The organism is Stenotrophomonas sp. 10L48 (assembly GCF_056395105.1).
The window spans coordinates 219,567-243,481 of sequence record NZ_JBFTIX010000005.1; the positions used below are offsets into that span (position 1 = coordinate 219,567).

The window sequence follows — 23,915 nt, forward strand, 5'->3', positions numbered from 1 at the left end:
GCCATGAATGGAATCACTTCTCTACTGATTCGCGCAGCGCTTCTTGTGGTGGCGACACTGGCCGGTGCTGCACCGGCTGCGGCCCAGGAAGTGGTGGAATACATCCACACCGACGCACTGGGCTCGCCGGTGGCGATCACCGATGCCAGCGGAAATGTCATCGAGCGTACCGTATATGAACCGTATGGAGGCGTGGTCAATCGGCCATTGAAGGATGGTCCAGGGTATGCCGGGCATATGACGGACTCTGTAACCGGGTTGAACTACATGCAGCAGAGATACTTCGACTCAAGTTTGGGTACCTTCCTCTCGGTGGATCCAGTCACTACTGTCGAAAATCCCTATGCAAATTTCCAGCGTTACAGGTATGGAAATGGGAATCCCTACAAGTTCGTCGATCCAGATGGCGCTGATGCGATATATTTTTCAGATGTTAATGTTCTGGTGATTCCGGTTAATTTTACGGGTCCCGCTGCAACAAAATCCAATGTGGAAGCGATCAGGAGTCGGGTTGATTCAATTGCTTCCGAGTATCGAGGGATTAAGGTTCGTTTGCAGGTCCTGGGTTCCGCCGGTGGTCATGGCCAGAATTCAATGAATTTGGGGCCTGGAAAGGATTACGCAAACTATCCTCGTGCCGGTCAGGGGGTATATGGCGGAATCGGCGGGAGGACGGCTCATATCGATAGCTCCGAGAGCAACTGGATAGGCGCGGCAGTTCACGATATCCTGCATTTTGCAGGCGCCCCGGAAGGGTATCGTGATGTGGGGTCGCGAGATGGGCGTACATCGAGCCCCATGGAGGGGTACTCTTCCGATCATATTATGGCTGATCGAAATGGTACGCGAATTACTGCGAGGGATGAGGATGCGATGCTGAGTAATGACACGACATCGAGGCATCGGTTGAGCGATTTCAAGGGGGTCTTTAGGGTTGAGGGGCGACTTGATGCAAAACGCCTCGATAAGCAGTTTTCAGGGAAATAACCAACCGGATACTCCGATGAATATTTCAACTTTACTGGCCTCCGTCATATCAATTTTTCTTCTTTCTTCCTGCGGTCAGCAGCGCGGCTGCCATTTGCAGGTTATCAATCAAGATCATGACAGTTCATCATCCCAGAAAATATTTGCTGAAGTGGATGACGTCATTCGTTCGCGCTCTGTGGATGGCGGAGTCGAAGTAAAGGCGGAGTTGGTGGTGTCGCAACTTGAGCTGTCCCGGGAAGGAAAGAGAAGGAGGAGGCTTTTCTATGTATTGATGGATGGAGAGGGGAGGTTCATGGATGCATCCACATGTGATGTCGGAGAAGGTCAATGTGCTTCGGTTGTTTCGAAAAAAATGGTGAAACTATGTGGCGAGGTCTGAATTTATTGCATTAATCCATCGGAGCATATATTGGTGAGTAAAGTCCAGTATTCTGATCGCATTCGAAGATCAATAGTCGTAATTTTTGCAGCGATTTGCCTGGCTGGCCTTGTTGCGTGTACTAGTGAAGTGGCGAGTTCGGGTGGGGTTGTCAATCATCTCCCGAACAATGCAAGGGCAAATCAATACGCTGCGGCGCTCCGCTCCAGTTCTGTCGCCGGAGGCGCATCGAGGGAGCAAATGTGTGAGGTCCATTTGATTGATGTTCGGCAGTCATTCGATCAGGAGGGGAATGAAAAGCTGAGAAGCTATTTCGTTTTGACCAATTATCGAGGGATTTTTGTGTCGGCGGACACCTGTGGACTGTCCGTGGGTGACTGCGTTGCAGTTATTGCAAAGAGGTCGAGTTCTGAATGTCGACTGCCGCCGAGAGATTAGGAGAGCGCCAACGGCGGCGGCTGGACTGTGGTGCATAACGGCGGTGCGAACAGCTTTGGTGCCAGCCGTGGAAAAGGCAGTTATGCCTACCGGGTGAGAGCCTGCAACTTCGCCGGGTGTAGCCCCTGGGACAGTTGGGCTTGCCTGTGCAGATGACGTTTACGGTTGTCGTGCAGTAGATCAGCATTGGCCATCTTGGGACGCAAAAACGCCACGGTCTCCCGTGGCGTTCGCATCTTCCCATCTGTTACTGAAGCCTCACCCCAGCAACTTCCGCACCTTCGTCAACGCAGCCATGAACCGCTCGATCTCTTCATGCGTGTTGTAGAACGCCAACGACGCACGGCAGGTCGCCGCCACGCCGTAGTACTGCAGCAGCGGATGCGCGCAGTGCTGGCCCGAGCGCACGGCCACACCTTCCAGATCCAGCAGGGTAGCCAGATCGTGCGCATGGGCGCCGTCGATCAGGAATGACACCACCGCGGCCTTTTCCGGCGCTTCGCCGATGATGCGCAGGCCGTCAACCCGGCGCAGCTCTTCGGTGAAGTGCGCCAGCAGCTCGGCTTCGCGCGCTTCCACGTGGTCCAGGCCGACGTTCTGCAGATAGTCCGCCGCCACGCCGAGGCCGATGAAACCGGCGATGTTGGGGGTGCCGGCTTCAAACTTGTGCGGGGCGTCGTTGAATACGGTGCCGTCGAAGCTGACTTCCTTGATCATCTCGCCGCCGCCCAGGAACGGCGGCATCGCGTCCAGATGCTCGCGACGCGCCCAGAGCGCACCGGTGCCGGTCGGGCCGCACATCTTGTGGCCGGTGATGGCGTAGAAGTCGCAGCCGATCGCGGTGACGTCGACCTTGCGGTGCGGTGCGGCCTGCGAGCCGTCGACCACGGTGACGATGCCGCGCTTGCGCGCTTCGCGGCAGATCTCGCGCACCGGGTTGATGGTGCCGAGTACGTTGGAGACATGGGCCACGGCCAGCAGCTTGACCTCGGCGGTCATCGCCGCGCGCAGCGCGTCCAGGTCCAGCGCGCCGTCGGGGGTGATCTCGGCCACGCGGATGGTCGCGCGGGTGCGCTGGGCGACCAGCTGCCACGGCACGATGTTGGCGTGGTGTTCCATGCGCGACACCAGGATCACGTCGCCGGCCTTCAGCCGGGGCAGGGCCCAGGAGTAGGCAACCAGATTGATCGCGAAGGTGGTGCCGCTGCACAGCACCAGGTCGTTGCTGCGCACGTTGAGGAAACGGGCCAGCTTGTTGCGTGCGCCTTCGTAGGCGTCGGTGGCCTCGGTACCCAGCGCATGCACGGCACGGCTGACGTTGGCGTTGTAGCGGCGGTAGAACTCGTCCACCGCGCCGATCACCTGCACCGGCTTCTGGCCGGTGTTGGCGTTGTCGAAATAGACCAGCGGCTTGCCGTGCACTTCGCGCATCAGCAGCGGGAAGTCCAGGCGCACGCGCGCCCAGTCGGGGGCGTCGGCGGGTGCTTCGATCGGTCGCGGGGTGGACAGGTTCATGCCACGCCCGCCTCGGCCAGGGCCTTGTCCAGCCGGCGTGCCAGCTGTTCGCGCAGCGCTTCGGGCAGCACCTTCAGCGGTTCGTGGCAGAACGCGGCGCTCAGCAGCGCCTGCGCCTGGGCCTGCGGCAGGCCGCGCGAGCGCAGGTAGAACAGCGCGTTGGCGTCGAGCTGGCCGACGGTGGCACCGTGTGCGGCCTTCACTTCGTCGGCGTCGATCACCAGCGTCGGCTGGGTATCGATCTCGGCGTCGGCCGACAGCAGCAGGTTCTTGTTGGACAGGTTGGCGTCGGTGCCATCGGCACCGGCACGGATCTGGATGCCGCCATGGAACACCACGCGGCTGCGGTTGGCGGCCACGCCACGCCACTGCAGCTCGGCGCTGGTGTCGCGGGCGATGTGGTCGATGCCCAGGCGGGTATCGACGTGGCGGCGACCATTGCCGAGCAGCACGCCATTGGCGGTCAGCTGGGCGTTGTCGCCTTCCAGGCGCACGTTCAGCTCATGGCGGCTGAGCGCGGCACCCAGCTCCAGGTCCACGCGGTGGTACTGCGCGTCCTTGGCCAGCACCGCGTCGGTACGCAGGAAGCTGGTCTGGCGCGCGCTGCCGGCCTGCACGCGGGCGTGCTTGAGCACCGCATCGCGGGCGACGTGGGCGTGCAGTACCGTGTTGTCCAGATGCGCCGAATCACCGACGCTGAAGCGGTGCTCGACCACGCCCAGGCTGGCGCCGGCACGCAGTTCGATCAGGTGGCGGTGGTGCCAGGCCAGATCGGTGTCGCCGGCCACGCTGGCGAATACCAGCTGCAGCGGCACCTCGACCTGCACGCCGTCGTCCACGCGCAGCACCACGCCTTCATCGGCGAGGGCGGCGTTGAGGCGGGCGAACACATCGTCGCTGCGATCGTAGCGGCGGCCGAGGAAGCGCACGGCGTCCTCGCCAGCGGCCAGTGCGGAGGACAACGTCTCCAGCTGCACGCCGGCCGGCAGGCCCTGCACGTCGCTCAGCGCGTCGTTGAGGCGGCCATTGACGAACACCAGGCGCGGTGCCGGGATGTTCTCCAGCGCGGCGGCATCCAGCAGCGCCGGGGCCAACGGTGCGGCCGCAAAGCTGCGACGCTCCAGCTGGCGCAGCGAGGTGTACTTCCAGGTTTCGCTGCGTGCGCCGGGCAGGCCGTCGCGCAGCACGCTGTCGAGCACTTCGCGGCGCGCATCGCTGCCGCAGAAGGCCTGGGCCATGGAATCGAGCAGGGCGCTCATCAGACCGCCGCCTCGGGCACGACCCGGTCCTTCAGGAAGTCATAGCCGTGCGCTTCCAGTTCCAGCGCCAGTTCCGGGCCGCCGCTCTTGACGATGCGGCCATCGGCCAGCACGTGCACGACGTCCGGCTTGATGTAGTCCAGCAGGCGCTGGTAGTGGGTGATGACCAGGAACGAGCGGTCGGCGCTGCGCAGCGCGTTGACGCCGTCGGCCACGCTCTTCAGTGCATCGATGTCCAGGCCCGAATCGGTTTCGTCCAGGATCGCCAGCTTCGGCTCGAGCACGGCCAGCTGGAAGATCTCGTTGCGCTTCTTCTCGCCACCGGAGAAGCCTTCGTTGACGCCACGGTGCAGCAGTTCGTCCTTCAGGTGCAGCACGGCCAGCTTCTGCCGCACCAGCTTGAGGAACTGCATGGAATCCAGTTCTTCCTCGCCGCGCGCCTTGCGCTGTGCATTCAGCGCGGCGCGCAGGAAGTAGGTGTTGTTCACTCCGGGGATTTCCACCGGGTACTGGAATGCCAGGAACAGGCCGGCAGCGGCGCGCGCTTCCGGGTCCTGGTCGAGCAGGTTGACGCCTTCGAACTGCACGCTGCCTTCGCTGACCTCATAGCCGTCGCGGCCAGCCAGGACATTGCCCAGGGTGGACTTGCCGGCGCCGTTGGGGCCCATGATGGCGTGCACCTGGCCGGGCTTCACTTCCAGGGACAGGCCCTTGAGGATTTCCTTGTCGCCGATGCGGGCGTGGAGGTTTTCGATCTTCAGCATGATGGGGGTTTCCGTGGTGCGGGCCGGGGCCCGCCGGTAAAGAGAATGCGTTGTGCGAGGGCAGGGCGGGCGATCAGCCCACCGAACCTTCCAGCGAGACTTCCAGCAGCTTCTTGGCTTCCACCGCGAATTCCATCGGCAGTTCGCGGAACACCTGCTTGCAGAAGCCGTCGACGATCATCGACACCGCGTCTTCCTGGCTGATGCCACGGGCGCGGCAGTAGAACAGCTGGTCGTCGGAGATCTTCGAGGTGGTGGCCTCATGCTCGACGGTGGCGCCGGGGTTCTTCACCTCGATGTAGGGGAAGGTGTGGGCGCCGCACTGCTTGCCGATCAGCAGCGAATCGCACTGGGTGTAGTTGCGCGCGCCGTCGGCATTGCGGTCCACCTTGACCAGGCCACGATAGGTGTTCTGGCCGCGGCCGGCGCTGATGCCCTTGCTGATGATCTTGCTCTTGGTGCGCTTGCCGACGTGGATCATCTTGGTGCCGGTGTCGGCCTGCTGGCGATGATGGGTCAGTGCCACCGAGTGGAACTCGCCGACCGAGTCGTCGCCCAGCAGCACGCAGGACGGGTACTTCCAGGTGATCGCCGAGCCGGTCTCGACCTGGGTCCAGGTGACCTTGCTGCGCGCGCCACGGCATTCGGCACGCTTGGTGACGAAGTTGTAGATGCCGCCGACGCCATTCTCATCGCCCGGGTACCAGTTCTGCACGGTGGAGTACTTGATCTCGGCATCGTCCAGCGTCACCAGCTCGACCACCGCCGCATGCAGCTGGTTCTCATCGCGCATCGGCGCGGTGCAGCCTTCCAGGTAGGACACGTACGCCTTCTCTTCGCAGATGATCAGCGTGCGCTCGAACTGGCCGGTGTGGCCGGCGTTGATGCGGAAGTAGGTGCTCAGTTCCATCGGGCAACGCACGCCCTTGGGAATGAACACGAAGCTGCCATCGGAGAACACCGCAGAATTGAGCGCGGCGAAGTAGTTGTCGCCCACCGGCACCACGGTGCCCAGGTACTGTTTGACCAGTTCCGGGTGCTCCTTGATGGCTTCGGACATCGAGCAGAACACGATGCCCTTTTCGGCCAGTTCCTTGCGGAAGGTGGTACCGACGGACACCGAGTCGAACACCGCGTCCACCGCTACGCCGGCCAGCTTGGCGCGCTCGTGCAGCGGCACGCCCAGCTTGTCGTAGGTGTCCAGCAGTTCCTTGGGCACGTCATCCAGCGAGGCGTACTTCGGGCCCTTCGGCGCGGAGTAGTAGCTGAGCGCCTGCAGGTCGATCGGGGCGATCTGCAGCTTGGCCCAGTTCGGCATCGGCATGGTCAGGAAGTGGCGGTAGGCGTCCAGGCGCCACTGCGTCATCCATTCCGGCTCTTCCTTCTTGGCCGACAGGGCGCGGATGGTGTCCTCGTCCAGGCCGGCGGGAAGGGAGTCCGACTCGATGTCCGTGATGAAGCCGGCCGAATACTTGCGGCCGAGCTGCTCATGGATCTCGCGGTTGGGGGTGTCGTCGCTGGCGACGGTTTCGATGGTTTCGGTGGCCATGGGGGGCTGCCTACGGATCAGGAGACGACGTCGACAGCGATGGTGCGGCGCTGTTCTTCGTCGACAAGGGGAAGAGGGGGCAGGATCTGCGCCAGGCTGACATCGCGCAGGGCCTCGGAGACCACGTCGTTGATCAGCCGCCAGCTGCTGCGCGCGCCGCACTTGGGCGCCATGCCGCACTGATGGTGGTCGTGGCTGCACTCGGTCAGGGCCAACGGCCCTTCCATGGCTTCAACCACTTCAAACAGCGAGATCTCGATCGATGGGCGGGTCAGCCGGTAACCGCCGCGGACGCCGCGCAGGCCTTCGACCAGGCCGGCCTGGGCCAGTGGCTTGAGCACCTTGCTGACGGTGGGCGGCTCCAGACCGGTGAATTCGGCCAGCTCGGTGGCACTGAGCACCTCGCCCGGACGGGCGGCGAGTACGGTCAGTACGACGGTGGCGTAATCGGTGAGCTTGGTGACGCGCAACATGGGATGCGAGTGGTTCTTAAAGCGGACTGAAATTGTACGCTTTTATTCGCCGGCATCCAACCCGGCCATTCAGCGGGCGCTTGGGCCCGGCCGGAGGGCAGTCGCCAAGGGCCGCCATCGGGGCGACATGCTGCGGCATGGGGGTGATTTTCGCAATCACCCGGAATGGGCGAGAATCAACGTTCCTTCCGCTGCAAACGTCTCTTGCCGATGCCCAAGAAGATCCAAGCCCGCAAGTCCGCCATCCACGGCAACGGTGTGTTTTCCGTGGCCCCGATCAAGCAGGGCGAGCGCGTGATCCAGTACAAGGGCCTGCTGCGCAGCCACGGCGATGTCGATGCCGATGACAGTGGCGACGTGGAAAGCGGCCATACCTTCCTGTTCACCCTCAACGACGACTGGGTGATCGATGCCAACTACAAGGGCAACGACGCGCGCTGGATCAACCACAGCTGCGACCCGAACTGCGAGGCGGTGATCGAGGAAGACGAAGACGGTGACAGCCGCGGCGACAAGGTCTTCATCGAGGCGCTGCGCGATATCAAGGCGGGCGAAGAGTTGACGTACAACTACGGCATCACCCTGGCCGAGCGCCACACGGCCAAGCTGAAGAAGATCTGGGAGTGCCGCTGTGGCTCGCCCAAGTGCACCGGCACGATGCTGCAGCCCAAGCGCTGATCCGGTAGCGCCGGGCCATGCCCGGCGAGCGCGAAGCGCGGGCGGAACCAGAAGCCGCCGGGCACGGCCCGGCGCTATCCGGGCGATTCTCCACCTGCCGTGCACGTGAGGGTCACCGCCGTTCAAGGGCCACTCGGCCACCCTGTGCGCTCCCCCCTATCTGGAGCACGACATGGCACAGCGTCTACGCGGCAAACAGATCGCCATCCTCGCCACGCATGGTTTCGAGCAGTCCGAACTGATCGAGCCCAAGCACCTGTTGGAAGCGGAGGGCGCGCGCGTGAGCGTGGTGTCGCCGGCCAAGGAGGCGAGCATCAAGGGCTGGAAGGACAAGGACTGGGGTGATTCGGTCGCCGTGGATCAACCACTGGATGGCGCCGACGCCGGCGGTTTCGATGCGCTGGTCTGCCCGGTGGCGTGATCAATCCGGACACCCTGCGCACCAACGAAGCAGTACTGGATTTCATCCGCAGCATGGCCGGTGCCGGCAAGCCGGTGGCCGCGATCTGCCACGGCCCCTGGCTGCTGATCAACAGCGGGCTGGCGGAGGGACACGAGGTCACCTCGTGGCCGTCGCTGCAGCAGGACCTGGCCAATGCCGGCGCGCGCTGGCGCGACGCGGAAGTGGTGGTGGACGGCAACCTGATCACCAGCCGCAAGCCCGATGACATTCCGGCCTTCAGCGAGGCGGTGGTGAAAGCGCTGGCGGCGTAATGCGGCGCTGGTAGTGCCGGCCGCTGGCCGGCACGTGCGTGAAAGGATTGCCGGCCAGCGGCCGGCACTACCTTATTTGCCGAGGATGCCCGCCGGCACCAGGTCGCCCAGGTTCTGGTTGAAGGTCACCACCAGCTTGCCGTTCTTCACCTGTGCCGACTGCACCTGCAGGGCGCCGAGCAGTCCGGCCACGGCCGGGTCCAGCTTGTAGATCGGTTCGCGCTGGGCGTAGTCGCTCAGCCATGCGTTCAGCAGGCCACGGGTCCGTGAATCGAGACGGCCACCCTGGCTGGCCGGAGTGAAGTCATCCACGCTCGGCTGCTGCAGGTGGAAGCCCTGGGTCTGCGCGTCATAGCGCAGGCCACTGCTGAGCTTCACCGTACCCAGCTTGGCCGGGTTGCCGCCGGCGGTGGCCAGCGCCACGTCCATGCCCAGGTTCAAGCGCTCGCCTGCGGGCAGGCTCAGCTGCGGGTGGCTCATGGTCAGCGCGATCAGGCCGCCCAGCGCGTCCTGCGTGCGCGGGAAGCTGCCGTCCAGATACTGCTGCACGTCGCTGGCGCCAACCGCCAGTTCGCGACCGGAGATCGAAGGGGCGGCCTGCGCACCGATCGCAGCAGCAATCAGCACGGTCGAGGCGGCTAGGCGGGTCATCAGGGAACGCAGGCGCATGGCGGTGACCGGAAGAAGGATCCAAGAGGCCTACAGAGTAGCTTTGCCCGCTGAATCGCGGGTACACACGGTTGCAACGGTTCAGTCCAGCGTTGGTTGCAGGCTGGCCGACTGGATCTGCCAGCTGCGGCCATCGGCGCTGGGCTGCACCCGGTACCAGCCGTGGTAGCGGAAGGTGCCGTTGGCGGTCACCGCGCGGATCTTCACTGGCACCTCCAGCAGGCGTGGCGGCTGCCCATCGTCGCGTGGCAACGCCACGTCACTGTCCAGGCGCAGGCTGCGCACGTCGGGCAGCAGGCGCAGCACGGCATCGTCGGCACGGCGCGGGTCGGCGGGGGCATAGGCCCAGGCTGCATCGCTGCGCGATGTGTTGCGGTTGAGCAGATCCAGCATGTAGCGGTTGAGCATCGCTGCGGGCGTTTCGCTGCCGTTGGCAACGGCGCCATACAGCGGATCGATGGCGATCGCGTCAACGGTAGCGGCCTGCGGTGCCGCTTTCGTCGTCGGCACCGACGGGGCGGTTGTGGCGGCGCTCGCGTCGCGCCCGGTGGCATCGACCGGGGGCGCCGGGTTCGAACACCCCGCCACAAGCAGCGGGATCAACAAGGAAATAAAACCGCGCATGTCTGCCTCCTCCCCGAGGCGACCTGAAAGGCGGCAGTGTAGCGGCCGGGGGCCGCTCAGCGCGAAGTGGTCAGCGCGAAGAGGGAAGCCGTTCCAGCGCGTCCAGCGCCGGCAGGACCTGCGCGGCGACCGCTGCCAGTGCATGGCCGTCGGTGTCGGCATGGCGCTGCACGATGTCACGCAGCAGCTGGGTGGCCACCACCAGGGTGGCACGTTCGTCACCGCTCAGGCCTGCCGTGCGCGGGGCCGATTCCAGCAGGCGCATCAGGTCGCGGCTGGCGCGGTGCTCCAGTTCGATGGTGCAGCGCCCGGTGCACTGGTGCCCGTCCTTTTCGATCGGGGTCACCGAGATCCGGTAGCGGGTGGAAGGGCTGGCCATGGGGGTGCTCGCGCTGGTGGGGAGGAATGGGACCACCATAGGCAAGGCGTCGGCCGGCGGCGATGGCCGGCGCTGCACGCAGTGTTCCACCCGGTTCGTTCCTGCGCTGGAAAAACAGCGGCGCGGCCATGGGCGGCGGGCCTGTGCGGGAAATTGCGTGGGCGCGGGAAACGCTGTGTTGCGGGGGCGCAGTGGACGGCATCCACGCATGGCGTGGATCTACTGCAGAGCGAGCGCGGATGCGGGGCAAAAAAAACGGGACGGCCAAGGCCGTCCCGTCAGGTATCCGCTGCAGGGCGCGCGCTTAGAGCGCAGCGTCCTTGAGCTTCTTCAGCGGGCGAACCTTGAGCTTGGTGGTGGCCGGCTTGGCGGCGAACCACTGCTCTTCCTTGGTGAACGGGTTGATGCCCTTGCGCTTCGGCTTGGCCGGCACATTGACGGTGGTGATCTTCAGCAGGCCCGGCAGGGTGAACGAGCCGGCGCCCTTCTTGTGCACCGAGGAAGCGACAGCGCCTTCCAGCGAGGCCAGCACAGCGCGGACGTCCTTGGCAACAACGCCGGAGACTTCAGCGATGTGTGCAACCAGGCCCGACTTGGTCAGCACTTCCTTGATCGGCTTCGGAGCGGCCGGCTTGGCGGCTGCCTTCGTCGCGACTTTCTTCACTGCCTTCTTCGGGGCAGCCTTCTTAGCGGTCTTTGCCATGGTTTCCTGTTCCGTGAACGGTTGGTTGTTTGGTCGGCGCCGAACCCCGTCGGCAAGCGCAATGTAGGGCAACTCTTGGGCGCCGCCAATAGCCTGGAGCGCTGAAAGTGCATGTTTTTTCATATCCAGGCCGATTCAGTACATGGCCGGCAGTAGGGGGAGCGGGTGCGGTGGTGCGCTGCACCGCAGTGTCGGTGATTGCGACTGGATGGGCGAAATGACTGAAAACAAGGGGGAAATCGCCAGATTGCTGGCGAAGAAGTGTCCAGTCGTCGGCTCGGGACAGGCGCGCCGCATGCGGCGGGGCGACGCAGGGCTAACGCGGCGCGTGCCAGGGTATTGGTTCATCACAGCCACAACGGAGCAGGACATGGGAATCTCGCGACACGCTACCGCGCATTGGGAAGGCGACCTGAAGTCGGGCAAGGGCCAGTTGAGCACGCCGCAGAGTGGTCTTCTGGACAAGACCCGCTACGGCTTCAACAGCCGTTTCGGTGATGAAAAGGGCACCAATCCCGAAGAACTGATCGCTGCCGCGCACGCCGGTTGTTTCACCATGGCGCTGTCGGCCAAGCTCGGCGAGGCAGGCTTTACCCCGACCTCGCTGGATACCGAAGCCAAGGTCGATCTGTCGATGGAAGGCGGCCCGCAGCTGTCGCAGATCCGGCTGAAAGTGAAGGCGGTTGTGCCGGGAATCGAGGCGACGCAGTTCCGCGCGATCGCTGATGACGCCAAGCAGAACTGCCCGGTTTCCAAGGCGCTGAGCGCGGTGCCGATCAGCCTGGAAGCCGAACTGGGCTGAGAAGGTAGTGCCGGCCGCTGGCCGGCAACCACATGAAACCGGGTATAAGGTGGCAGCCGGCCAGCGGCCGGCTCTACCGCCTTGCGTTCACCAATCGATGGTGCCGGAAATCACCGTCTGCACCTGGCCGCCGGACCAGACCTCGCCCTCTTCATCGACCAGCAGCGTCAGCCGCGCATCGTGGCCGACTTCGCGTCCCTGGCTGACGTCGAAGGGCTGGCGGCCGCGCGGAAGGGCGTCGCGCAGGTCCAGCCAGGCCGCCAGCACAGCGTTGGCCGCGCCAGAAGCAGCATCCTCGAAGCGGCGCCCATTGCCGACGAAAGCGCGCACGGCCAGGTCGTAACCATCGCTGCCATCGGCAAAGGCATAGGCGAACACGCCCATGCTGTCGGTCGATTCAGCCAGCGTGGCGATCGCATCCCAGTCCGGGTGCAGGGCGCGCAACGCGGCCTCATCCGCGACCTCTACGACCCACCAGCTGCGGCCACCCTGCATGCGGGCCGGTGGCAGCGAACCCAGCGGCCAGGTGTGCAATGCGGCCTGCAGGCGTGGGTCATCGGTGGCGGCGATCTCGGCCAGCTGCGCACGGGGCGTGCGGATGGCGATGCGCTGCTGCGCGCCTTCGCCGGTCACGCGCAGTGGCAGCGCACCGGCGATGCCGTCCTGAACCAGTACCCCGTCGACCGGCATGGCCAAGCCCGCCTGCAGCACCGCGTGGGCGGTGCCGACGCTGGGATGGCCGGCGAACGGCACTTCCTTCTGCGGGCTGAACATGCGCAGCCGATAGCTGGTGCCGGCCGTCTGTGCCGGGAACACAAACGTCGTTTCGGGCAGGCGGGTCCAGCGGGCGATGGCCTGCATCGCTGCATCGTCCAGGCCTTCGGCATCGAGCACGACGGCCAGCGGATTGCCGGCGCCCGGGCGCGGGGAAAACACATCCAGCTGCAGGAAACGGCGGGTGGTCATCGGGCAGGAACTCCAGGAAACAGGCGGCATAGGGTAGCGCGGGGCCATGCCCCGCGAGCGCGCAGCGCGGCAGGCCGCCGGGCTTGGCCCGGCGCTACCAGGTGATGTTGCCGTCGATCACCAGCTGCACCTGGCCGCCGATCCACACCGTGTCCTGCGCATCCACAGTGACCTGGACGCGGCCGTCGCGGCCGACCTCGCGGCCCTGGCTGGCCACGTAGCTCCCGTCCTTGCCGGGCAGGGCGTTGCGCTGCCGCAGCCAGGCGCCGATCAGCGCGTTGGCGCTGCCGGTCACCGGGTCTTCCGGCACGTTGGGCGCATCGGCGGGGCAGAACGCGCGCACCACCAGGTCGTGCCCGGTATCGGCTTCGAGCGCGAACACGGCGATGCCGAGCGCGTCGGTGGCAATGCTCCAGTCGCGCAGGGCCGCCATGTCCGGTGCCAGCGTGCGTACGGCCTCGGCGTCGCGCAGCGGCAGCAGCCACCAGCGCGGGCCGTTGTCCCACAGCTCGGCGCGCTGGCCCTCGGCGGCAGCAGCGCGCAGGGCGTCAGGAATGTCGCCTGGCAGAGCCGGCAGCGGCCGTGCCTCTGGGCTCGCCAGGCGGATGGTGGGCGCGTTGGCTGGCCCGGTGACCTGCACCGGCAGCAGGCCGGCCGCGCACTGCTGCACCAGGGCCCCGTCGCGTGGCTGCACCAGGCCGCAGGTGACCGCAGCCCAGGCGGCGCCCACGCTGGGGTGCCCGGCGAAGGGCAGCTCGCTGGCAGGGGTGAAGATGCGCACGTGGTAGTCGGCGCCGGCAGCGGTGGGGCGAAGGAAGAATACGGTCTCGGACAGGTTCAGCCAGGCGGCCAGGGCCTGCATGCGGTCGGTGGACAGTCCATCAGCGTCGAACACGACACCGAGCGGGTTGCCGGTACCGGGCTGGTGGGCGAAGACATCGAGCTGCAGGTAGCGGTAGGCGGTCATTGACGGGTGTATTGGGCTTAGAATCGAAGGTTCCGCCCCCTCGGGCGGCTTCCCCACATTACACATAGCCTATCCATGTCAGCTTCCCCCCTTGTCGATCGTTGGATCGTACTGAAGTTCGGCGGCACCTCGGTGTCGCGTCGCCACCGCTGGGACACGATCGGGAAGCTGGCGAAAAAACGGGCCGAAGAGACCGGTTCGCGCGTTCTGGTGGTGGTTTCGGCGCTGTCCGGGGTCACCAATGAACTGACCGCGATTGCCGATGGCGCGCCGGACAGCCGCGATCGCGTGGCGGCGCTGGTCGAACGCCACCAGGCCTTCCTGGACGAGCTGGGCCTGGGCGCGGAGGTGCTGGCCGAGCGGCTGGCCGCGCTGCAGGGCCTGCTGGACGACCCGCGTGCGCCAAGCCGTCCTCTGGACTGGCAGGCCGAAGTGCTCGGCCAGGGTGAACTGCTGTCTTCCAGCCTGGGCGCGGCCTACCTGCGTGCCAGCGGCCTGGATTTCGGCTGGATGGATGCGCGCCAGTGGCTGGACGCGCTGCCGCCGCAGCCGAACCAGAGCGACTGGTCGCAGCGCCTGTCGGTGAACTGCCAGTGGCGTGCCGATGCGGAATGGGCGCAGCGCTTCCGCGCGCAGCCCACGCGCATGCTGATCACCCAGGGGTTCATCTCGCGTCACGCCGACGGTGGCACTGCCATCCTCGGCCGCGGCGGCTCGGATACCTCGGCGGCATACTTCGGTGCGCTGCTCGGCGCCAGCCGCGTGGAGATCTGGACCGATGTGCCCGGCATGTTCAGCGCCAATCCCAAGGACGTGCCGGACGCGCGCCTGTTGACCCGCCTGGACTATTACGAAGCGCAGGAAATCGCCACCACCGGTGCGAAGGTGCTGCACCCGCGCTCGATCAAGCCGTGCCGCGATGCGGGCGTGCCGATGGCGATCCTCGATACCGAGCGTCCGGAGCTGCCGGGCACCAGCATCGACGGCAATGCCGCGCCGGTGCCCGGAGTGAAGGCAATCAGCCGTCGCAACGGTATCGTGCTGGTGTCGATGGAAGGCATCGGCATGTGGCAGCAGGTCGGCTTCCTCGCCGATGTATTCGGCTTGTTCAAGAAGCACGGCCTGTCGGTGGACCTGATCGGTTCGGCCGAGACCAACGTCACCGTATCGCTGGATCCGTCCGAGAACCTGGTCAACACCGATGTGCTGGCCGCGCTGTCGGCCGACCTGTCGCAGATCTGCAAGGTCAAGGTGATCGTGCCGTGCGCGGCGATCACCCTGGTCGGCCTGGGCATGCGCTCGCTGCTGCACAAGCTGTCGGACGTGTGGGCGACCTTCGGTCGTGAGCGCGTGCACATGATCTCGCAGTCGTCCAACGACCTGAACCTGACCTTCGTCATCGACGAAGCCGATGCCGATGGCCTGCTGCCGATCCTGCACGCCGAACTGATCGACAGCGGCGCGATGCCGGTGGAAGAGACCGAAGTGTTCGGCCCGCGCTGGCGCGAAATCGCCGGCACCGTGCGTCCGCGTGGTACGCCGTGGTGGCGCGGCCAGCGTGCGCACCTGCTGCAGCTGGCCGATGCCGGCACCCCGCGCTACGTCTACCACCTGCCGACGGTGCGGGCGCGTGCCCGCGCGCTGGCGGCGATCAAGCCGATCGACCAGCGATACTACGCGATCAAGGCCAACAGCCATCCGGCCATCCTGCAGTTGCTGGAGGCCGAAGGTTTCGGCCTGGAGTGCGTGTCGCACGGTGAGCTGAAGCATGTGTTCCAGGCCATTCCGGAACTGTCGCCCAAGCGCGTGCTGTTCACTCCCAGCTTCTGCCCGCGCAGCGAGTACGAAGCGGCGTTCGCGCTGGGCGTGACCGTCACTGTCGACAACGTGGAAGCCCTGCAACGCTGGCCGGACCTGTTCCGCAACCGCGAACTGTGGCTGCGCGTGGACCTGGGCCGTGGCGAAGGCCACCACGCCAAGGTCCGCACCGGTGGCAAGGAATCCAAGTTCGGCCTGCCGATCGCGCGCGTGGACGAGTTCGTGCGCGCGGCCACCGAGCTGGGCACCCGCGTGGTCGGCCTGCATGCGCACCTTGGCAGCGGCGTGGAAACCGCCCAGCACTGGCGCCTGATGTGCGATGAGCTGGCGGGCTTCGCGCGCCGCATCGGCAGCGTGCACACCATCGACATCGGTGGTGGCCTGCCGATCCCGTACAGCGAGGAAGACGAGCCGTTCGACCTGGATGCCTGGGCCGAGGGCCTGGCCGAGGTCAAGGCGCTGCATCCGGCGTTCCGCCTGGCGATCGAGCCGGGCCGCTTCCTGGTGGCCGAATCGGGCGTGCTGCTGACCCACGCCACCCAGGTGGTGGAGAAGGATGGCGTGCGCCGCGTCGGCCTGGATGCCGGCATGAACACGCTGATGCGCCCGGCCCTGTACGACGCCTGGCACGACATCGAGAACCTCAGCCGCCAGGGCGGTTACGCCGAAGCGGCGTTCGATGTGGTCGGCCCGATCTGCGAATCCAGCGATGTGTTCGGCAAGCGCCGCAAGCTGCCGGTGTCGACCGCGCCGGATGATGTGATGCTGATCGCCGACGCCGGTGCCTACGGCTATGTGATGTCCAACACCTACAACCAGCGGGCGATGCCGCGCGAAGACGTGATCGAATGATCGCCGCCTTCCGCGCCCTGCACCCGCCCACCGACACGTCCCGCGCCTGCGCGCGGGCACGTGCCTGACCGTGCTTGAACTGGATTCACCATGACTGCTTTCGATAAACACCAGGTTTCCCGCTTCCGTTTCGTCCGCTGCGAATTCGCCGCGGACACCGGCGTGGCCAAGCTGGTCTACGCCTTCGATGACGGCCCGGAAATGGTGGAAACCGTTACCGTGCCCGGCGCTCCGTTCGTGCTGGAACCGGCCCGTGCCGATGCCGTGCAGCGCGCGCTGCGGCTGCTGCACCTGATTGCCGGTGTGAGCTACTACAAGGCCGGCGTGCCCGATACGGTCAGCATCGACAGCTACAGCATCGATGCCGATACCGCAGCGCTGGTGGAGACCATCTACCTCAACGGCCTGGGCGAATTCGCTTACCGCAACGGCCTGAACCTGCGTGGGCGCTTCCGCCTGCCGGTGCAGGGCGAAACGGTGCAGGCACCGGTGCTGGGCCTGCAATCGCACGCGCTGGTCGCCATCGGCGGCGGCAAGGATTCGCTGGTCAGCATCGAAGCGCTGCGCCGCGCCGGCGTGGACGAGACGGTGACCTGGATCGGGGGTTCGCAGTTGATCCGTGCCTGTGCCGAGCGCACCGGGCTGCCGACGTTGAACCTGGGCCGCGCGCTGGCGCCGGAGCTGTTCGAACTCAACCGCCAGGGCGCATGGAACGGGCACATCCCGGTCACCGTGGTGAACTCGGCGATCATGGTGCTGGCTGCGCTGCTGCACGGTGTGGACCAGGTGGTGTTCTCCAACGAGCGCTCGGCCAGCTACGGCAGCCAGATTCCGGGCACCGGTGAAGTGAACCACCAGTGGTCCAAGGGCTGGGCCTGCGAGCAGGCCTTTGGCAACCACGTGCGCAAGTACGTGGCCGCCGACCTGCAGTACTACTCGTTGCTGCGGCCGATGTCGGAGCTTGCGGTGGCCCGCCAGTTCGCCAAGAGCGATTTCTACGACGCGCATTTCTCCAGCTGCAACCGCAACTTCCACATCCTTGGCGAGCGCCCGGTGAACCGTTGGTGCGGCGTCTGCCCGAAGTGCCACTTCGTTTTCCTGGCGCTGGCACCCTTCATGCCGAAGACCCGCCTGGTGCGCATCTTCGGCCGCAACCTGCTGGATGACATCGAGCAGGCTGGTGGCTTCGATGCGCTGCTGGAATTCCAGGACCACAAGCCGTTCGAATGCGTGGGCGAAGGCCGCGAATCGCGTGCGGCGATGGCCACCCTGGCGCAGCGCCCGGAGTGGAAGGAAGACGTGCTGGTGAAGCGCTTCTGCAATGAAATCCAGCCGCAGCTGGATGCGGCCGAGCTGGAGCTTGCACCGCTGATGCAGCTGCAGGGCGAACATCGTATTCCGGCGGCGCTGTGGGAACGGGTGCGTGAAGATTTCGCAGCTTGAAGGCAAGCGCGTAGCGCTGTGGGGCTGGGGACGTGAGGGGCGTGCTGCGTATGCGGTGCTGCGCGCGCGCCTGCCATCGCTTGGCCTGAGCCTGTTCTGCCCGGCCAGCGAGGTCGCGGCCGCGCGTGCGGAGACGCAGGGCGTGCTGGACGTGCGTGGTGAACCGTCGGCCGAGGCCTTGGCGGCATTCGAGGTGGTGATCAAGTCGCCGGGGATCAGCCCGTACCTGCCGATCGCGTTGGCGGCGGCGGAGCAGGGCACCCGCTTCATCGGCGGCACGGCGTTGTGGTTTGCCGAACATGCCGATGCCGATGGCACCGTGCGCGACACGATCTGCGTGACCGGCACCAAAGGCAAAAGCACCACCACCGCGCTGGTCGCGCACCTGCTGCGCGCGGCGGGGCATCGCACCGGCCTGGTCGGCAACATCGGCCTGCCACTGCTGGAAGTGCTGGACCCTCAACCGGCGCCTGCGTACTGGGCGGTGGAGCTGTCCAGCTACCAGACCGGCGAGGTCGCGCGCAGTGGTGCGCACCCGCAGGTGGCGGTGGTGCTGAACCTGTTCCCGGAACACCTGGACTGGCACGGCAGCGAACAGCGCTACATCGAAGACAAGCTGCAGCTGGTGACCGGGGCCGCGCCGCGCGTTGCCGTGCTCAATGCCGCAGATCCGCATCTGGCGGCGCTGTCGCTGCCCGGCAGCGAGGTGGTCTGGTTCAACCAGCCGCAGGGCTGGCACATGCGCGGTGACATCGTGCATCGCGGCGGGCAGGCGGTATTCGATACCCGCAATACGCCACTGCCGGGCCGCCACAACCGCGGCAACCTGTGCGCGGTGCTGGCCGCGCTGGAGGCGCTGGGCCTGGATGCCGTGGCGCTGGCGCCGGCGGTGCAGGATTTCCGGCCGCTGCCGAACCGCCTGCAACGCATCGGCCAGGCCGATGACCTGACCTACGTCAACGATTCGATCAGCACCACGCCGCATGCCAGCCTGGCGGCGCTGGAGTGCTTTGCCGGCCAGCGCATCGCGTTGCTGGTCGGTGGTCACGATCGTGGCCTGGACTGGACTGATTTCATGCAGCACATGGCGCACGACGTGCCGCCGGTGGAGATCGTGACCATGGGCAGCAACGGTCCGCGCATCCACGCGATGCTGCAGCCGCTGGCCGACGCCGGCCGTTTCGGCCTGCATGCCGCTGCCGATCTGCCCGATGCGATGTCGCTGGCGCGTCGCGCACTGGGCGAACAGGGTGGGGTGGTGCTGCTGTCGCCGGGCGCGCCGAGCTATGGCGCCTACCGCGATTACGTTGCACGCGGGCGGCATTTCGCCGAGCTGGCCGGGTTCGACCCGGATACGATCAGCGCGATTCCGGGTATCGGGATCGCCTGACGGTCGTGCCGGCCGGTGGCCGGCAACCCGGGGATTTCATCCACGCATGGCGTGGATCTACTGGAGAGCCGAGCCCACGCCGGCTGCCGTCACCACGACGCGGTCAACGTTCCTCGTCGAGGAAGCTGTAGTCGCGGTCGATCAGCTGCTGCAGGTAGGCATCGAAGCTGGGGGCGATGACCGCGTAGCTGTCCGGGTCGTGCAGGTAGCGCACCACCTGTCCAACGCTGCCGCCGGGTGCGGGATCGAAATCCAGATACAGCATCGAGGTGCCGCCGTTGTTCATGCAGTGCGAGAAGCACAGGCGGCGGCTCATCGGCAGGTCGGCATCGATGCCGGCATCGAGGATCTCCGGTTCTTCTTCCAGCCATTCCTCGTAGATGGAACGGATGCTGTCGTCCCATTGCTGCTGGTCTTCGAAGATCTGCGCGATGGAGCGCAGGTAGTACGGGTAGTCGCCCACGTCCGAGCCCAGCATCAGCACGCAGACCTCGCCCTTCGGATAGTCGCGGAAGTGCGTGCCGTCCACGCGCGAAAGCAGCTCGACCAGGCTGTCGGGCACCTGCGGCCACTGCGCGCGCAGCCGTTGCAGGTCGGCCTCGCTGGCGCCTTCGGTCCACGCCCATTGCGGGGCATCGTCCTCGGGCAGCCGCGGGATCAATCCAGACAGAAAGCGATCAACAAGATTCATGCAGAAAAAAGGGGACGGAGGGGATCAAGTCGTATCCAACCACACCTGCGTCACGCCGCCAATGCAGAATGCGACGCGGGAGGGGCGATTACGGCTTAATCCCCTCCGTCCCCTTTTTCTGGAGCAGGCGCATGAACCGTTGGCGTTGCGGCGTGGCGATGGTACTGGGGCTGGCAGCGATGCCAGCGTGGGCGGCGATGAAGACCCAGCCGGTGGAGTGGAAGCACCAGGGCACGACCTTCATTGGCGTACTGGTCTATGACGATGGAGATGCTGACAAGCGTCCCGGCCTGGTGATGGTGCCGAACTGGAAGGGCGTGAACGAATCGGCCATCGAGAAGGCCAAGCAGCTGGCGGGCGATGACTACGTGGTGCTGGTGGCCGATGTGTACGGCAAGGGCGTGCGGCCGAAGACCGATGCCGAGGCCGGACCGGTGGCGACCAAGCTGCGCAATGACCGGCCGCTGCTGCGGGCGCGGGCGCTGGAGGCGGTCAACGTACTGAAGGCGCAGGCGGGCAAGGCACCGCTGGACGCCAGCCGGATCGGCGCAGTGGGCTTCTGCTTTGGCGGCACCACGGTGCTGGAACTGGCCCGCGCCGGCGCGCCGCTGGCGGGCGTGGTCAGCCTGCATGGCGGGCTCGGCTCCCCCTTGCCGGCGCAGGCCGGCGGCAGCCACCCGTCGGTGCTGGTGCTGAACGGCGCCGACGACAAGAGCGTGACCGCCGAGGATATCGGCAGTTTCCAGAAGGAAATGGATGCGGCCAAGGTGGACTGGGAGTTCACCAACTACAGCGGTGCGGTGCACTGCTTTGCCGAGCGCGATGCCAACAGCCCGCCGGGCTGCCAGTACAACGAACGCGCCGCCAAGCGCGCCTGGAAGGCACTGGATGAGTTCTTCGAGGAGCGGTTCGAGAGGCGTTGAAAAGGTGTGCCGACCAACGGTCGGCACCCACCCGTTCTTGTAGGTGCCGACCGTTGGTCGGCACTCCTCCATCAATGCGAACGCTGTACCGCGTAGCGGGCCAGGCCGCGCAGGGCGGCGACGGCATCGTTGTCGCCCAGGCCGTCAAGCGCCCGTTCGGCGGCCTCTGCATATTCCTCGGCACGACGGCGGCTGTATTCCAGACCTCCCGTGGCGTGGATCGCCGCCAGCACTTCCGGCATCGCCGAGGCATCACCGTTCTGCACGATCGCGCGCAGGCGCTGGCGGGTGGCCTCATCGGAATGGGCCATGGCATGGATCAGCGGCAGCGTCGCCTTGCCTTCGGCCAGGTCGTCACCCAGGTTCTTGCCCAGCTCGTCGGCGTTGGCCGAATAATCCAGCACGTCATCGGCGATCTGGAAGGCGTAGCCCAGGTGCATGCCGTAGTCGTACAGGGCCTGCTGGGTGGCTTCATCGACGCCGCTGGCCAGTGCACCCAGGCGCGTGCCGGCGGCGAACAGCACCGCGGTCTTGCGCTCGATCACGCGCAGGTAGGCGGCTTCGTCGGTGTCCGGGTTGTGCACGTGCAGCAGCTGCAGCACTTCGCCTTCGGCAATGCGGTTGGTGGTGTCGGCCAGGATCTGCATCACCGGCATCCGGTCCAGCTCGACCATCAGCTGGAAGCTGCGCGAGTACAGGAAGTCGCCCACCAGCACGCTGGGCGCGTTGCCCCACAGTGCATTGGCGGTGCTGCGGCCGCGGCGCAGGCTGGATTCGTCCACCACGTCGTCGTGCAGCAGGGTGGAGGTGTGGATGAACTCGATGATCGCTGCCAGCTGGTGGTGCTCGGGGCCGGAGCCGCCGACCGCATGGCCGGCCAGCATCACCAGCATCGGCCGCAGGCGTTTGCCGCCAGCGGAGATGATGTGGTCGGCGATCTGGTTGATCAGCACCACATCCGAGGACAGCCGGCGGCGGATCAGGGCATCGACGGCAGCCATGTCGACTGCGGCAAGCGACTGGATCTGGGACAGGCCCAGGGCGGGACGGGTGTCTTCAGTGATGGTCATGCGATCAGGCTTTCAGGCTCATCCCTGATTATAGGCGTTGCCTGTGAATTGGGGAGGAAACCGGGGGCCAGGCCACCGCCGCGCGCCACCGGGCGTGGCGTCTGGCGTGAATACGTATGCAGGCAGCGCCATCGTCGTGGGCCGCCGCTAAGCTTGCGGGAGTTGGTTTTCGGCCCGCTTCCAGCGGGTCCCGCATGCCCGGAGGGGGGCTGTCGATGTCGCACTATCCATGGTGGCGCGGAGCCGTCATCTACCAGATCTACCCGCGCAGTTTCCTCGACGCCAACGGCGACGGGGTAGGCGACCTGCCCGGCATCATCCAGCGCCTGGACCATATCGCCGCGCTGGGCGTGGATGCGATCTGGATCTCGCCGTTCTTCCGATCGCCGATGGCCGACTTCGGGTATGACATCGCCGACTACCGCGATGTCGATCCGCTGTTCGGCAGCCTGGACGACTTCGACCGGCTGCTGGCCAAGGCCCACGGCCTGGGCCTGAAGGTGATGATCGACCAGGTGCTCAGCCACACCTCGATCGAGCACGCCTGGTTCCGCGAGAGCCGCCAGGACCGCAGCAACCCGAAGGCGGACTGGTATGTGTGGGTGGATCCGCGCGAGGACGGCACGCCCCCCAACAACTGGCTGTCGCTGTTCGGCGGCGGTGCCTGGCAGTGGGAGCCGCGCCGCGAGCAGTACTACCTGCACAACTTCCTGGTGGACCAGCCGGACCTGAATTTCCACAACCCGCAGGTGCAGCAGGCGACCCTGGACAACGTGCGCTTCTGGCTGGACCGGGGTGTGGATGGCTTCCGCCTGGATGCGATCAACTTCTGCTTCCATGACGCGCAGCTGCGCGACAACCCGCCCAAGCCGGCCGACAAGCGCGTCGGCCGCGGCTTCAGCGCGGACAACCCGTACGCCTACCAGTACCACTATTACAACAACACCCAGCCGGAGAACCTGCCGTTCCTGGAGCAGCTGCGCGCCCTGCTGGACGAGTACCCGGGGGCGGTGAGCCTGGGCGAGATCTCCTCGGAGGATTCGCTGGCGACCACCGCCGAATACACCCAGGATGGCCGCCTGCACATGGGCTACAGCTTCGAGCTGCTGGTCAACGATTACAGCGCGGCCTACATCCGCGACACCGTTTCGCGCCTGGAAGCGGCGATGACCGAAGGCTGGCCGTGCTGGGCGGTGTCCAACCACGATGTGGAGCGGGCGGTCAGCCGCTGGGGTGGCCATCCGGCCGACCCTCGCCTGGCGCGGATGCTGGTGGCGCTGCTGTGTTCACTGCGTGGTTCGGTCTGCCTGTACCAGGGCGAGGAACTGGGCCTGGCCGAGGCCGAAGTGCCGTTCGAGGCGCTGCAGGACCCGTATGGGATCACCTTCTGGCCCAACTTCAAGGGGCGCGACGGCTGCCGCACGCCGCTGCCGTGGATCGACGCGCCGCTGGCCGGCTTCACCACCGGCAAGCCGTGGCTGCCGATCCCGGCCGAGCACCAGGCGGCGGCCGTGGCGGTGCAGGCGCAGGATCCGCATTCGGTGCTGTCGGCCTTCCGCAGCTTCCTGGCCTGGCGCCGTACCCAGCCGGCCCTGCTGCACGGTGACATCCGGTTCCTGGACAGTGCCGAGCCAGTGCTGCTGTTCGAGCGTATGCTTGCAGATGAAACTCTCCTGCTGGCCTTCAACCTGTCGGCCGAAGCGGTGAGCCATCCGCTGCCGGCGGGCAACTGGCAGCAGGTGGCTGTGCCGGGCCCGGATGCGGGGACGGTGCAGGGCAATGAACTGCAGCTGCCGCCGCGTGCGGTGTATTGCGCACGACGCAGCTGACCGATTTCTCCGGTGGCGGTACTTGCGGGG

Annotated in this window: 22 protein-coding genes and 1 pseudogene; 10 read left to right on the forward strand and 13 right to left on the reverse strand. The window is 66.0% G+C overall.

Translation table 11 applies throughout. From position 1 onward, the window contains the following. Nucleotides 1-3: 3 nt before the first annotated feature. Together AC1DCU_RS10310 and AC1DCU_RS10315 are read left to right on the forward strand one after the other, a co-directional pair. Nucleotides 4-987, forward strand: a complete 984-nt coding sequence (locus AC1DCU_RS10310; RefSeq protein ID WP_081323681.1) for an RHS repeat-associated core domain-containing protein — start codon at nt 4-6, stop codon at nt 985-987. Between the two features lie 16 nt (nt 988-1,003). Next, entirely contained in the window at nt 1,004-1,369 is a 366-nt protein-coding gene (locus tag AC1DCU_RS10315) for a hypothetical protein (protein ID WP_208082432.1), read from the forward strand. A 696-nt stretch (nt 1,370-2,065) separates the two neighbouring features. Here AC1DCU_RS10315 and AC1DCU_RS10320 read toward each other — a convergent pair. The 5 genes from AC1DCU_RS10320 to AC1DCU_RS10340 form a co-directional block, all read right to left on the reverse strand. Continuing rightward, a complete protein-coding gene (locus AC1DCU_RS10320) occupies nt 2,066-3,322 on the reverse strand; it encodes a cysteine desulfurase (protein ID WP_442252062.1) in 1,257 nt (418 codons plus the stop codon). Beyond that, nucleotides 3,319-4,581 (reverse strand): Fe-S cluster assembly protein SufD, encoded by a 1,263-nt coding sequence (sufD, locus tag AC1DCU_RS10325; protein WP_032975852.1) that lies wholly within the window; start codon nt 4,579-4,581, stop codon nt 3,319-3,321. Before sufD ends, AC1DCU_RS10320 begins: the two co-directional genes overlap by 4 nt. Next, nucleotides 4,581-5,345: a Fe-S cluster assembly ATPase SufC gene (gene sufC, locus AC1DCU_RS10330; RefSeq protein WP_032975854.1), complete on the reverse strand. Its 765-nt coding sequence runs from the start codon at nt 5,343-5,345 to the stop codon at nt 4,581-4,583. The genes sufD and sufC overlap by 1 nt, the downstream gene beginning before the upstream one ends. Before the next feature lie 73 nt (nt 5,346-5,418). Beyond that, a complete protein-coding gene (sufB, locus tag AC1DCU_RS10335; RefSeq protein WP_025873979.1) occupies nt 5,419-6,894 on the reverse strand; it encodes a Fe-S cluster assembly protein SufB in 1,476 nt (491 codons plus the stop codon). A gap of 17 nt (nt 6,895-6,911) precedes the next feature. Further along, nucleotides 6,912-7,367 carry an SUF system Fe-S cluster assembly regulator gene (locus AC1DCU_RS10340; RefSeq protein WP_025873978.1) on the reverse strand — a complete coding sequence of 152 codons (456 nt, stop codon included), beginning with the start codon at nt 7,365-7,367 and terminating at the stop codon, nt 6,912-6,914. A 210-nt stretch (nt 7,368-7,577) separates the two neighbouring features. Between AC1DCU_RS10340 and AC1DCU_RS10345 the strand changes: the two genes are divergently transcribed. Together AC1DCU_RS10345 and AC1DCU_RS10350 are read left to right on the forward strand one after the other, a co-directional pair. Beyond that, nucleotides 7,578-8,045 (forward strand): SET domain-containing protein, encoded by a 468-nt coding sequence (locus AC1DCU_RS10345; RefSeq protein WP_010483549.1) that lies wholly within the window; start codon nt 7,578-7,580, stop codon nt 8,043-8,045. A gap of 172 nt (nt 8,046-8,217) precedes the next feature. Further along, a pseudogene (locus AC1DCU_RS10350) lies at nt 8,218-8,759 on the forward strand (type 1 glutamine amidotransferase domain-containing protein). Nucleotides 8,760-8,831: 72 nt separating this feature from the next. On the opposite strand, the gene AC1DCU_RS10355 reads toward AC1DCU_RS10350, so the two are convergent. From AC1DCU_RS10355 to AC1DCU_RS10370, 4 genes are all read right to left on the reverse strand, one after another. Then, nucleotides 8,832-9,428: a YceB family lipoprotein gene (locus AC1DCU_RS10355; RefSeq protein WP_025873976.1), complete on the reverse strand. Its 597-nt coding sequence runs from the start codon at nt 9,426-9,428 to the stop codon at nt 8,832-8,834. 81 nt (nt 9,429-9,509) lie between these two features. Further along, nucleotides 9,510-10,052 (reverse strand): hypothetical protein, encoded by a 543-nt coding sequence (locus AC1DCU_RS10360; protein WP_032975858.1) that lies wholly within the window; start codon nt 10,050-10,052, stop codon nt 9,510-9,512. A gap of 70 nt (nt 10,053-10,122) precedes the next feature. Further along, nucleotides 10,123-10,431 (reverse strand): DUF3861 family protein, encoded by a 309-nt coding sequence (locus AC1DCU_RS10365; protein WP_032975859.1) that lies wholly within the window; start codon nt 10,429-10,431, stop codon nt 10,123-10,125. A 304-nt stretch (nt 10,432-10,735) separates the two neighbouring features. Next, nucleotides 10,736-11,134: an HU family DNA-binding protein gene (locus tag AC1DCU_RS10370; RefSeq protein ID WP_025873973.1), complete on the reverse strand. Its 399-nt coding sequence runs from the start codon at nt 11,132-11,134 to the stop codon at nt 10,736-10,738. 370 nt (nt 11,135-11,504) lie between these two features. On the opposite strand from AC1DCU_RS10370, the gene AC1DCU_RS10375 reads away from it, so the two are divergent. Beyond that, entirely contained in the window at nt 11,505-11,936 is a 432-nt protein-coding gene (locus AC1DCU_RS10375; protein WP_025873972.1) for an OsmC family protein, read from the forward strand. Between the two features lie 87 nt (nt 11,937-12,023). Here AC1DCU_RS10375 and AC1DCU_RS10380 read toward each other — a convergent pair whose 3' ends face one another. Together AC1DCU_RS10380 and AC1DCU_RS10385 are read right to left on the reverse strand one after the other, a co-directional pair. Beyond that, nucleotides 12,024-12,902, reverse strand: coding sequence for a PhzF family phenazine biosynthesis protein (locus AC1DCU_RS10380; protein ID WP_309909792.1), 879 nt, complete (start codon nt 12,900-12,902; stop codon nt 12,024-12,026). A 94-nt stretch (nt 12,903-12,996) separates the two neighbouring features. Beyond that, nucleotides 12,997-13,869 (reverse strand): PhzF family phenazine biosynthesis protein, encoded by an 873-nt coding sequence (locus tag AC1DCU_RS10385; RefSeq protein WP_442252078.1) that lies wholly within the window; start codon nt 13,867-13,869, stop codon nt 12,997-12,999. 75 nt (nt 13,870-13,944) lie between these two features. Here AC1DCU_RS10385 and AC1DCU_RS10390 point away from each other — a divergent pair, with 75 nt between their 5' ends. The 3 genes from AC1DCU_RS10390 (at nt 13,945) to murD (ending at nt 19,372) form a co-directional block, all read left to right on the forward strand. Further along, the gene (locus AC1DCU_RS10390; RefSeq protein ID WP_442252079.1) at nt 13,945-16,539 is read left to right on the forward strand and encodes a bifunctional aspartate kinase/diaminopimelate decarboxylase; all 2,595 of its coding nucleotides are present in this window, start codon (nt 13,945-13,947) and stop codon (nt 16,537-16,539) included. Between the two features lie 90 nt (nt 16,540-16,629). Further along, the gene (gene murL, locus AC1DCU_RS10395; protein ID WP_442252080.1) at nt 16,630-17,982 is read left to right on the forward strand and encodes a UDP-N-acetyl-alpha-D-muramoyl-L-alanyl-L-glutamate epimerase; all 1,353 of its coding nucleotides are present in this window, start codon (nt 16,630-16,632) and stop codon (nt 17,980-17,982) included. Further along, nucleotides 17,963-19,372, forward strand: coding sequence for a UDP-N-acetylmuramoyl-L-alanine--D-glutamate ligase (gene murD, locus AC1DCU_RS10400; RefSeq protein ID WP_134832103.1), 1,410 nt, complete (start codon nt 17,963-17,965; stop codon nt 19,370-19,372). The genes murL and murD overlap by 20 nt, the downstream gene beginning before the upstream one ends. A gap of 103 nt (nt 19,373-19,475) precedes the next feature. Here murD and AC1DCU_RS10405 read toward each other — a convergent pair whose 3' ends face one another. Further along, nucleotides 19,476-20,063, reverse strand: coding sequence for an SMI1/KNR4 family protein (locus AC1DCU_RS10405; RefSeq protein ID WP_442252081.1), 588 nt, complete (start codon nt 20,061-20,063; stop codon nt 19,476-19,478). 131 nt (nt 20,064-20,194) lie between these two features. Here AC1DCU_RS10405 and AC1DCU_RS10410 point away from each other — a divergent pair, with 131 nt between their 5' ends. After that, nucleotides 20,195-20,986 (forward strand): dienelactone hydrolase family protein, encoded by a 792-nt coding sequence (locus AC1DCU_RS10410; RefSeq protein ID WP_442252082.1) that lies wholly within the window; start codon nt 20,195-20,197, stop codon nt 20,984-20,986. Nucleotides 20,987-21,057: 71 nt separating this feature from the next. Here AC1DCU_RS10410 and AC1DCU_RS10415 read toward each other — a convergent pair whose 3' ends face one another. Then, a complete protein-coding gene (locus AC1DCU_RS10415) occupies nt 21,058-22,056 on the reverse strand; it encodes a polyprenyl synthetase family protein (RefSeq protein ID WP_442252083.1) in 999 nt (332 codons plus the stop codon). Between the two features lie 215 nt (nt 22,057-22,271). On the opposite strand from AC1DCU_RS10415, the gene AC1DCU_RS10420 reads away from it, so the two are divergent. Beyond that, nucleotides 22,272-23,885, forward strand: a complete 1,614-nt coding sequence (locus AC1DCU_RS10420) for an alpha-glucosidase family protein (protein WP_134832106.1) — start codon at nt 22,272-22,274, stop codon at nt 23,883-23,885. The last annotated feature ends 30 nt before the right edge of the window (nt 23,886-23,915 follow it).

Bases quoted from the DNA above. Each gene is read 5' to 3' on its own strand.
- AC1DCU_RS10310 (WP_081323681.1), top strand. From the start codon at position 4: ATGAATGGAATCACTTCTCTACTGATTCGCGCAGCGCTTCTTGTGGTG.
- AC1DCU_RS10315 (WP_208082432.1), top strand. From the start codon at position 1,004: ATGAATATTTCAACTTTACTGGCCTCCGTCATATCAATTTTTCTTCTT.
- AC1DCU_RS10320 (WP_442252062.1), bottom strand. From the start codon at position 3,322: ATGAACCTGTCCACCCCGCGACCGATCGAAGCACCCGCCGACGCCCCC.
- sufD (WP_032975852.1), bottom strand. From the start codon at position 4,581: ATGAGCGCCCTGCTCGATTCCATGGCCCAGGCCTTCTGCGGCAGCGAT.
- sufC (WP_032975854.1), bottom strand. From the start codon at position 5,345: ATGCTGAAGATCGAAAACCTCCACGCCCGCATCGGCGACAAGGAAATC.
- sufB (WP_025873979.1), bottom strand. From the start codon at position 6,894: ATGGCCACCGAAACCATCGAAACCGTCGCCAGCGACGACACCCCCAAC.
- AC1DCU_RS10340 (WP_025873978.1), bottom strand. From the start codon at position 7,367: ATGTTGCGCGTCACCAAGCTCACCGATTACGCCACCGTCGTACTGACC.
- AC1DCU_RS10345 (WP_010483549.1), top strand. From the start codon at position 7,578: ATGCCCAAGAAGATCCAAGCCCGCAAGTCCGCCATCCACGGCAACGGT.
- AC1DCU_RS10355 (WP_025873976.1), bottom strand. From the start codon at position 9,428: ATGCGCCTGCGTTCCCTGATGACCCGCCTAGCCGCCTCGACCGTGCTG.
- AC1DCU_RS10360 (WP_032975858.1), bottom strand. From the start codon at position 10,052: ATGCGCGGTTTTATTTCCTTGTTGATCCCGCTGCTTGTGGCGGGGTGT.
- AC1DCU_RS10365 (WP_032975859.1), bottom strand. From the start codon at position 10,431: ATGGCCAGCCCTTCCACCCGCTACCGGATCTCGGTGACCCCGATCGAA.
- AC1DCU_RS10370 (WP_025873973.1), bottom strand. From the start codon at position 11,134: ATGGCAAAGACCGCTAAGAAGGCTGCCCCGAAGAAGGCAGTGAAGAAA.
- AC1DCU_RS10375 (WP_025873972.1), top strand. From the start codon at position 11,505: ATGGGAATCTCGCGACACGCTACCGCGCATTGGGAAGGCGACCTGAAG.
- AC1DCU_RS10380 (WP_309909792.1), bottom strand. From the start codon at position 12,902: ATGACCACCCGCCGTTTCCTGCAGCTGGATGTGTTTTCCCCGCGCCCG.
- AC1DCU_RS10385 (WP_442252078.1), bottom strand. From the start codon at position 13,869: ATGACCGCCTACCGCTACCTGCAGCTCGATGTCTTCGCCCACCAGCCC.
- AC1DCU_RS10390 (WP_442252079.1), top strand. From the start codon at position 13,945: ATGTCAGCTTCCCCCCTTGTCGATCGTTGGATCGTACTGAAGTTCGGC.
- murL (WP_442252080.1), top strand. From the start codon at position 16,630: ATGACTGCTTTCGATAAACACCAGGTTTCCCGCTTCCGTTTCGTCCGC.
- AC1DCU_RS10405 (WP_442252081.1), bottom strand. From the start codon at position 20,063: ATGAATCTTGTTGATCGCTTTCTGTCTGGATTGATCCCGCGGCTGCCC.
- AC1DCU_RS10410 (WP_442252082.1), top strand. From the start codon at position 20,195: ATGAACCGTTGGCGTTGCGGCGTGGCGATGGTACTGGGGCTGGCAGCG.
- AC1DCU_RS10415 (WP_442252083.1), bottom strand. From the start codon at position 22,056: ATGACCATCACTGAAGACACCCGTCCCGCCCTGGGCCTGTCCCAGATC.
- AC1DCU_RS10420 (WP_134832106.1), top strand. From the start codon at position 22,272: ATGTCGCACTATCCATGGTGGCGCGGAGCCGTCATCTACCAGATCTAC.